Consider the following 6803-nt stretch of genomic DNA (forward strand, 5'->3'; position numbering starts at 1 on the left):
GTCAAGGCCGGTGTATTCGGCCGGGATCCTGGCGTCGATTTCGGTATTCAGCGTACCGTCCAGATTGAACACCTGGGCCGCTGGCAGAACGTGGGCGTTCTTGTCGAAGATATTCAGCAGCGGCAGGTTGTGGCGCTTGCCGACTTCGTAGTCGTTGAAATCGTGGGCCGGGGTGATTTTCACGCAGCCAGTGCCGAATTCAGGGTCGCAGTAATCGTCTGCGATGATCGGGATGCGGCGGCCAACCAGTGGCAGCTCGACATACTTGCCGATCAGGGCTTTGTAGCGTTCATCGTTCGGGTTAACCGCCACGGCGGCGTCGCCGAGCATGGTTTCCGGGCGAGTGGTCGCGACGATCAGGTAATCGTTGCCTTCAGCGGTCTTGGCGCCGTCGGCCAGTGGGTACTTGAGGTTCCACAGGAAACCTTTTTCGTCGTGGTTTTCCACTTCGAGGTCGGAAATCGCCGTGTGCAGCTTGGTGTCCCAGTTGACCAGACGCTTGCCGCGGTAGATCAGGCCGTCTTCGTGCAGGCGCACGAAGGCTTCCTTGACCGCTTCCGAGAGGCCGTCGTCCATGGTGAAGCGTTCGCGGCTCCAGTCGACGGACGAGCCGAGGCGGCGGATTTGACGGCTGATGTTGCCGCCGGACTCATCCTTCCACTCCCAGACTTTCTCGAGGAATTTTTCGCGGCCCAGATCGTGGCGATTCTGGCCCTTGGCTTCGAGCTGACGCTCCACCAGCATTTGCGTGGCGATACCGGCGTGGTCGGTGCCCGGCTGCCACAGGGTGTTGCGACCCTGCATGCGGCGGAAACGGATCAGGGCGTCCATGATCGCGTTGTTGAAGCCGTGACCCATGTGCAGGCTGCCSGTSACGTTCGGCGGCGGGATCATGATGGTGTAGGACTCGCCCGCGCCTTGCGGGGCGAAGTAATTCTCTGACTCCCAGGTGTTGTACCAGGAAGTTTCAATGGCGTGCGGCTGGTAGGTCTTATCCATGCGCGGCGGGACCCTATTGGCATTTATTCAGGAAAAGCCGGGAAGTATAGCGGGGCGGGGGGCGAAGGGCGAGTGACGTGATGACCCGGCTACCCCTTCATGAGGGTATTGGGTCTGAGCATGATTTTAGCCTGATGGGGAAGGGGAAAGACTTGCTCATCTTGCTATAAGACGTTGGTAGTGTTGAAGGTGATCGGGTTTCAATAAAACTTGATTGAGTCTTTTCGAAGGATAAAACTATTTAATGCAAGGAGTCTGGTTATGAAACGAATGATTATGATTGCCGCTTGTATGATTTTTGCTGTAGGTGCGTATGCTGCCGAATTGACAGAAAGAGAAAAAATAGACGTTATGCTTCAAGCGAGGATGGCTGAGTATTATCTGACCGATGCGGATTGGCGACCAGAAACAGTCTTGCCGAGCGAAGACAAAATGGGTCCGACTTATAATCTTGTTACTGTTAGTAATGCTTCATCAAAAAGCACCTTTATTGTTGGTCAGAGCTTTGAACGGCTTGAGGTAAAGCCTGGGCAGCGTATTTCAGTATCGTTTAACAAGGGTCTGAAGAAGTGGGAGATTTACAGAAATCAAAAACTAGAAAGTGAAAGTGGTATGGTGACTGTGTCACCTCCCCAGTAAATAATTATCTTTACTGTTTTTGGTTGCCGGGTAAACCATGTGTCTAAGCCAGGAATAAATGTTCGCTTGTTTCGCCCGGCGCCCGATGTATTGCATTGGGCGTTTTAAAGTCTGTGGTGGTAGAAGCTAGCGAGTCAATGTTGGTGATTTTCAATCAGCTGTGCTGAAGTGTTACAGGCTATGCTCTCCCTTTTCCTCTCAAATATAGACGGTGGCGTTGGCGGCATCCTTTCCCGTGAGTTCAAGGTATCGGGGTTGATGATGGTAGGGGGGCTCATGATATTTCTCCAAGTACAGGAAGTGTTATGTGAGCGTTATTTTTTGGGGGGGCGTGTAACTACTATCAGAAATGGCAGTTACGACAGGCGGTGTCAGAGGGGCATCGCAATAGCATTGAATGCGAAGGAAGCAGGGAGCGAAGTTTAAGAGGGGCGCACGGCAGCGAGCTGCCGTGGGTACTTAAAGCCAGCCGAGCTCAGGAGTGATATTGACTGAGCAGCCGCTCCATCCGTGCATCCAGCCGACGTTTGATTTCGGTTTCGATGTGCGGGGCGAAGTCGTCGATCACGTCTTGCACCGCGCGGCCTGACGAATAGTCGGGTCTTCAACCACCACTTCGGCCACACGGGCAAAGCGTTGGGCAAAAGACGGGACTTTGAGGTCGAGATTGACCAGCAAGTCCTGGTGTTGTCCTGGATCGTCTCCCAGGCCGAGCACTACCAAACCGTCCGGTTCGTTTTCGGCGGGGCCGTGAGGCACGAAACTTTCGCCTTTGAATGCCCACAGGCGTGCATCGAGATCGTCACGCTGGGCGGCATCGCTGCAATGCAGGTAGATACGGTGGCCCATGCGCCAGGCTTTTTCGGTGAGTTTGCAGGCAAAATCCAGCCGCGCTGAAGGATCGGCGCTGGGCAGGATATAGAAGTCGACTTTGGTCATTGCGGTTCCTGATGCCTGCGCGGCGTCATCCGCGGATGACGCCGTTCAGGATCTTCAGTTTCAGGCTTTGGCGCGGTCCAGCAGGTATTGGGTCAGCAATGGAACCGGGCGGCCAGTGGCGCCCTTGTCCTTGCCGCCGCTGGTCCAGGCCGTGCCGGCGATGTCCAGGTGCGCCCACTTCAGGTTCTTGGTGAAGCGCGACAGGAAGCAGGCTGCCGTGATGGTGCCGGCTTTCGGGCCGCCAATGTTGGCGATGTCGGCGAACGGGCTGTCCAGCTGTTCCTGGTACTCATCGAACAGCGGCAGTTGCCAGGCGCGGTCGTCGGCCTGTTGGCCTGCACTCAGCAGTTGGCCGATCAGTTCGTCGTTGTTGCCCAGCAGGCCCGAGGTGTGGGCGCCGAGGGCGACGACGCAGGCACCGGTCAGGGTCGCGATGTCGATCACGGCCTGTGGCTTGAAGCGTTCGGCGTAGGTCAGGGCGTCGCACAGCACCAGGCGGCCTTCGGCGTCGGTGTTGAGGATTTCCACGGTCTGGCCGCTCATGGTGGTGACGATGTCGCCAGGACGGGTCGCGCCGCCGCTTGGCATGTTCTCGGCGCAGGCCAGGATGCACACCAGGTTGATCGGCAGTTTCAATTCGAGCACTGCGTGCAAGGTGCCGAAGACGCTGGCCGAGCCGCCCATGTCGTACTTCATTTCATCCATGCCGGCACCCGGCTTGAGGCTGATGCCGCCGGTGTCGAAGGTGATGCCCTTGCCGACCAGCACGTAAGGCTTCTCGGATTTCTTGGCGCCGTGGTATTGCATGACGATCAGGCGTGGCGGTTGATCGCTACCCTGGCCCACGGCGTAGAACGCGCCCATGCCCAGTTCCTTGATCTTCTTCTCATCGAGGATCTCGACCTTCAGGCCTTTGTTGGCCTTGCCCAGGTTCTTGGCCTGTTCAGCGAGGAAGCTTGGGTGGCAGATGTTCGGCGGCAGGTTGCCCAGGTCGCGGGTGAAGGACATGCCGTTGGCGATTGCAGTGGCGTGAGTCACGGCGCGTTCGACTTCAGCCTGCGCAGCCTTGATGGTCAGCAGGGTGATTTTCTTCAGGGCGCGCGGATCGGACTTCTGGCTCTTGAACTGTTCGAAGGTGTATTCGCCGTCGACCAGGGTCTCGGCCAGCAGGCGGGTCTTGCCATAGCTGTCACGTCCTTTGACCGCGACTTCGTCCAGCGCCAGTGCGGCATCGTTGCCACCCAGGCCTTTGAGGGTGTTCAGTACGCCGGCGATGATTTTGCGGAACGGACGGTCGCCCAGTTCGGCGTCTTTACCCACGCCAACCAGCAATACGCGTTCGGCCTTGAGGTTTGGCAGGCTGTGCAGCAACAGGCTCTGACCCACTTTACCGGCCAGGTCGCCACGCTTGAGGACTGCGCTGATCGCGCCACCGCAGAGCTCGTCGAGCTGTTTGGCGACAGTGCCGAGTTTGCGGTCTTCGCCGACGGCGACCACCAGAGTGGCGGTTTTCAACGTTTCTGGGCTAACGCTTTTTACAACCAGTTCCATGTCCGGGTCCCTGAATAAATGGTCAAAGTGCAGCGTGTTACGCGATGCGCGCACACGTTTGCCTATCTATAGAAAGACGCTGGTGCAGGCCAGCGACAAAGGCCGCAGTTTGAACCTCGCTTCGTGCGCCTGACAACCCTCGCGCAGGTGATCTTTACGCCATTGCACGGCTGCTTGAGCGTGCGCAGTGACAGGCGCGTTCAATCACAGGATAATGCGCCATCTTTTTTGGCGGCTCAGCCCTGCGGGCCGCCCGATATGTTTGCTTGTTTGGCCGCCTTAGCCTGACAGCCCTGGAGTGTCTGGTTTGATTGTCTTCCGTTACCTGTCCCGCGAAGTCCTGTTGACCTTGAGCGCCGTCAGCGCTGTGCTGCTGGTCATCATCATGAGTGGGCGCTTCATCAAGTTCCTGGCCCAGGCCGCTTCGGGCGCCCTGGACCCAGGCTCGCTGTTCCTGATCATGGGCTTTCGTCTGCCGGGTTTCCTGCAACTGATTCTGCCTTTGGGGCTGTTTCTCGGGATCCTGCTGGCCTACGGTCGCCTGTACCTTGAAAGCGAAATGACCGTGCTCTCCGCGACCGGCATGAGCCAGCAGCGTCTGCTGGGCATGACCTTCTTTCCAGCTGCGCTGGTGGCCGTGATCGTGGCCTGGCTGAGCCTGAGCCTGGCACCGCAAGGCGCCAATCAGTTCCAGTTGCTGCTGAACAAGCAGGATGCCATGACCGAGTTCGACACCCTGGTGCCGGGCCGTTTTCAGGCGTTGCGCGATGGTTCGCGGGTGACATATACCGAGCAGATGTCCGATGACCGGATCAATCTGGGCGGTGTATTCATCTCGGAGAAGCGTCTTTCCGCCGATCAGAAGGATCGCGGCATTTCCGTATTGGTGGCCGAGAAGGGCCGTCAGGAAATCAAGGAAGACGGCAACCGCTACCTGATTCTCGACAATGGCTACCGTTACGACGGTCAGCCTGGGCTTGTCGCGGGTCAATCCGCGCCAGGGACGTTTCCTCAAGTTGCTGCCGGCGATTCTTCTATATATGGCTTATCTGACGATCCTGATCGCCGCACGCGGTGCTCTGGAGAAAGGCAAGATCCCCCCGGCACTGGGTCTGTGGTGGGTTCACGCAATATTCCTGGCCATTGGCCTGGGGCTGCTCTATTGGGAACCGTTGCGTTTGAAAATGGCGAGTCGCCGCAGTGCGCTGGAGGTGACCCGTGGTTAAGCTCGATCGCTACATTGGTGGCAGTGTTTTCATGGCGATCCTGGCGGTACTGGGGATCATTCTGGGCCTGGCGACCTTGTTTGCCTTCATCGATGAGATGAGTGATGTCACGGATACCTATACCCTCACCGACGTATTGAGCTACGTGGCGCTGACAGCGCCACGTCGGGTCTATGACATGCTGCCGATGGCGGCACTGATCGGTTGCCTGATTGGCCTGGGTAGCCTGGCCAGCAGCAGTGAATTGACCATCATGCGCGCCGCGGGCGTGTCCATCGGTCGAATCGTCTGGGCGGTGATGAAGCCGATGCTGGTGTTGATGCTGGCAGGCGTGCTGGTCGGCGAGTACGTTGCGCCCGTTGCGGAAAACGTGGCCCAGGCCAATCGCTCCCTGGCTCAGGGCATTGGTGATGCGCAGAGCGCCAAGCACGGTATGTGGCACCGCCAGGGTGATGAGTTCATTCACATCAACTCGGTGCAGCCGGATGGCATTCTGTACGGTGTGACTCGCTATCGTTTTGACCGCGAGCGTCACATGCTGACCTCGAGCTTCTCCAAGCGTGCGCAGTTCGAAACGGATCATTGGCAGCTCAATGACGTCACCACCACGGTGTTCCACGATGGCAGTACCGAAGTGGTCACAGCCCCGCAAGAACGCTGGGAAGTCCCGTTGAGCCCGCAACTGCTGAACACCGTGATCATGGCGCCGGAGTCGTTGTCGATCAGTGGTTTGTGGGGTTACATCCACTATCTGGCGGATCAGGGCTTGAACAATGGCCGTTACTGGCTGGCGTTTTGGGTCAAGGTGTTGCAGCCACTGGTCACTGTTGCCCTGGTGCTGATGGCGATTTCCTTTATTTTCGGCCCGCTGCGCTCGGTGACCCTGGGGCAGCGCGTATTCACGGGTGTACTGGTCGGTTTTACCTTCCGTATCGCTCAGGATTTGCTCGGGCCTTCAAGTCTGGTCTTCGGCTTCTCGCCGTTGTTCGCGGTGCTGGTTCCGGCCGGTATCTGTGCGGTGGCCGGTCTCTGGATGCTGCGCCGAGCCGGTTGATCGCAGGTATTTCCTGCCCCGGCTGACACTCAAACGCCCCGTTCGCAAGAGCGGGGCGTTTTTGTATCCAATACCGTTGACCTGCGAACGTGACGCTTGCGTCGTGTATCAGGTACAATTCCCGGCTATTTTTCGGCGGGCTATGCCTGCAGCCTTTTTGAGTGTTGATCCGTGAGTGATTTGAGTCATATCCGCAATTTCTCCATCATCGCCCACATTGACCATGGCAAGTCGACTCTGGCCGATCGCTTCATCCAGATGTGCGGCGGCCTGGCCGAGCGCGAAATGGAAGCCCAGGTACTGGACTCCATGGACCTTGAGCGTGAACGCGGGATCACCATCAAGGCTCACAGCGTTACCCTGTATTACATCGCCCGTGATGGTATCAAGTACCA

Annotated in this window: 6 protein-coding genes and 2 pseudogenes; 4 read left to right on the forward strand and 4 right to left on the reverse strand. The window is 57.9% G+C overall.

All coding sequences use genetic code 11. The features are described 5' to 3' along the window. The coding region (locus AC1DH9_RS25700; RefSeq protein WP_477809031.1) for a class I tRNA ligase family protein at positions 1-999 on the reverse strand (999 nt) is incomplete at its 3' end. 261 nt (positions 1000-1260) lie between these two features. On the opposite strand from AC1DH9_RS25700, the gene AC1DH9_RS25705 reads away from it, so the two are divergent. Next, positions 1261-1638 (forward strand): hypothetical protein, encoded by a 378-nt coding sequence (locus tag AC1DH9_RS25705; protein WP_427545168.1) that lies wholly within the window; start codon positions 1261-1263, stop codon positions 1636-1638. 475 nt (positions 1639-2113) lie between these two features. On the opposite strand, the pseudogene AC1DH9_RS25710 reads toward AC1DH9_RS25705, so the two are convergent. From AC1DH9_RS25710 to AC1DH9_RS25720, 3 genes and pseudogenes are all read right to left on the reverse strand, one after another. Then, a pseudogene (locus AC1DH9_RS25710) lies at positions 2114-2215 on the reverse strand (DNA polymerase III subunit chi); the annotation flags it as partial. Continuing rightward, positions 2203-2577, reverse strand: a complete 375-nt coding sequence (locus AC1DH9_RS25715) for a DNA polymerase III subunit chi (protein ID WP_477809032.1) — start codon at positions 2575-2577, stop codon at positions 2203-2205. The gene AC1DH9_RS25715 and the pseudogene AC1DH9_RS25710, both read right to left, overlap by 13 nt. A gap of 60 nt (positions 2578-2637) precedes the next feature. Next, positions 2638-4128 (reverse strand): leucyl aminopeptidase, encoded by a 1491-nt coding sequence (locus AC1DH9_RS25720; protein WP_427545164.1) that lies wholly within the window; start codon positions 4126-4128, stop codon positions 2638-2640. Positions 4129-4435: 307 nt separating this feature from the next. Between AC1DH9_RS25720 and AC1DH9_RS25725 the strand changes: the two are divergent. The 3 genes and pseudogenes from AC1DH9_RS25725 to AC1DH9_RS25735 all read left to right on the forward strand — a co-directional run. Further along, positions 4436-5354: pseudogene (locus tag AC1DH9_RS25725) on the forward strand (LPS export ABC transporter permease LptF). Next, positions 5347-6408 (forward strand): LPS export ABC transporter permease LptG, encoded by a 1062-nt coding sequence (lptG, locus tag AC1DH9_RS25730; protein WP_427534417.1) that lies wholly within the window; start codon positions 5347-5349, stop codon positions 6406-6408. The pseudogene AC1DH9_RS25725 and the gene lptG overlap by 8 nt, the downstream one beginning before the upstream one ends. 171 nt (positions 6409-6579) lie before the next feature. Further along, positions 6580-6803 (forward strand): GTP-binding protein (locus AC1DH9_RS25735; protein ID WP_477809033.1); only part of this gene is annotated, 224 nt, incomplete at its 3' end.

The sequence above is a fragment of the Pseudomonas sp. 05T35 genome (assembly GCF_056396605.1).

Coding starts and splice junctions, on each gene's coding strand:
- AC1DH9_RS25705 (WP_427545168.1), top strand. CDS start 1,261: ATGAAACGAATGATTATGATTGCCGCTTGTATGATTTTTGCTGTAGGT.
- AC1DH9_RS25715 (WP_477809032.1), bottom strand. CDS start 2,577: ATGACCAAAGTCGACTTCTATATCCTGCCCAGCGCCGATCCTTCAGCG.
- AC1DH9_RS25720 (WP_427545164.1), bottom strand. CDS start 4,128: ATGGAACTGGTTGTAAAAAGCGTTAGCCCAGAAACGTTGAAAACCGCC.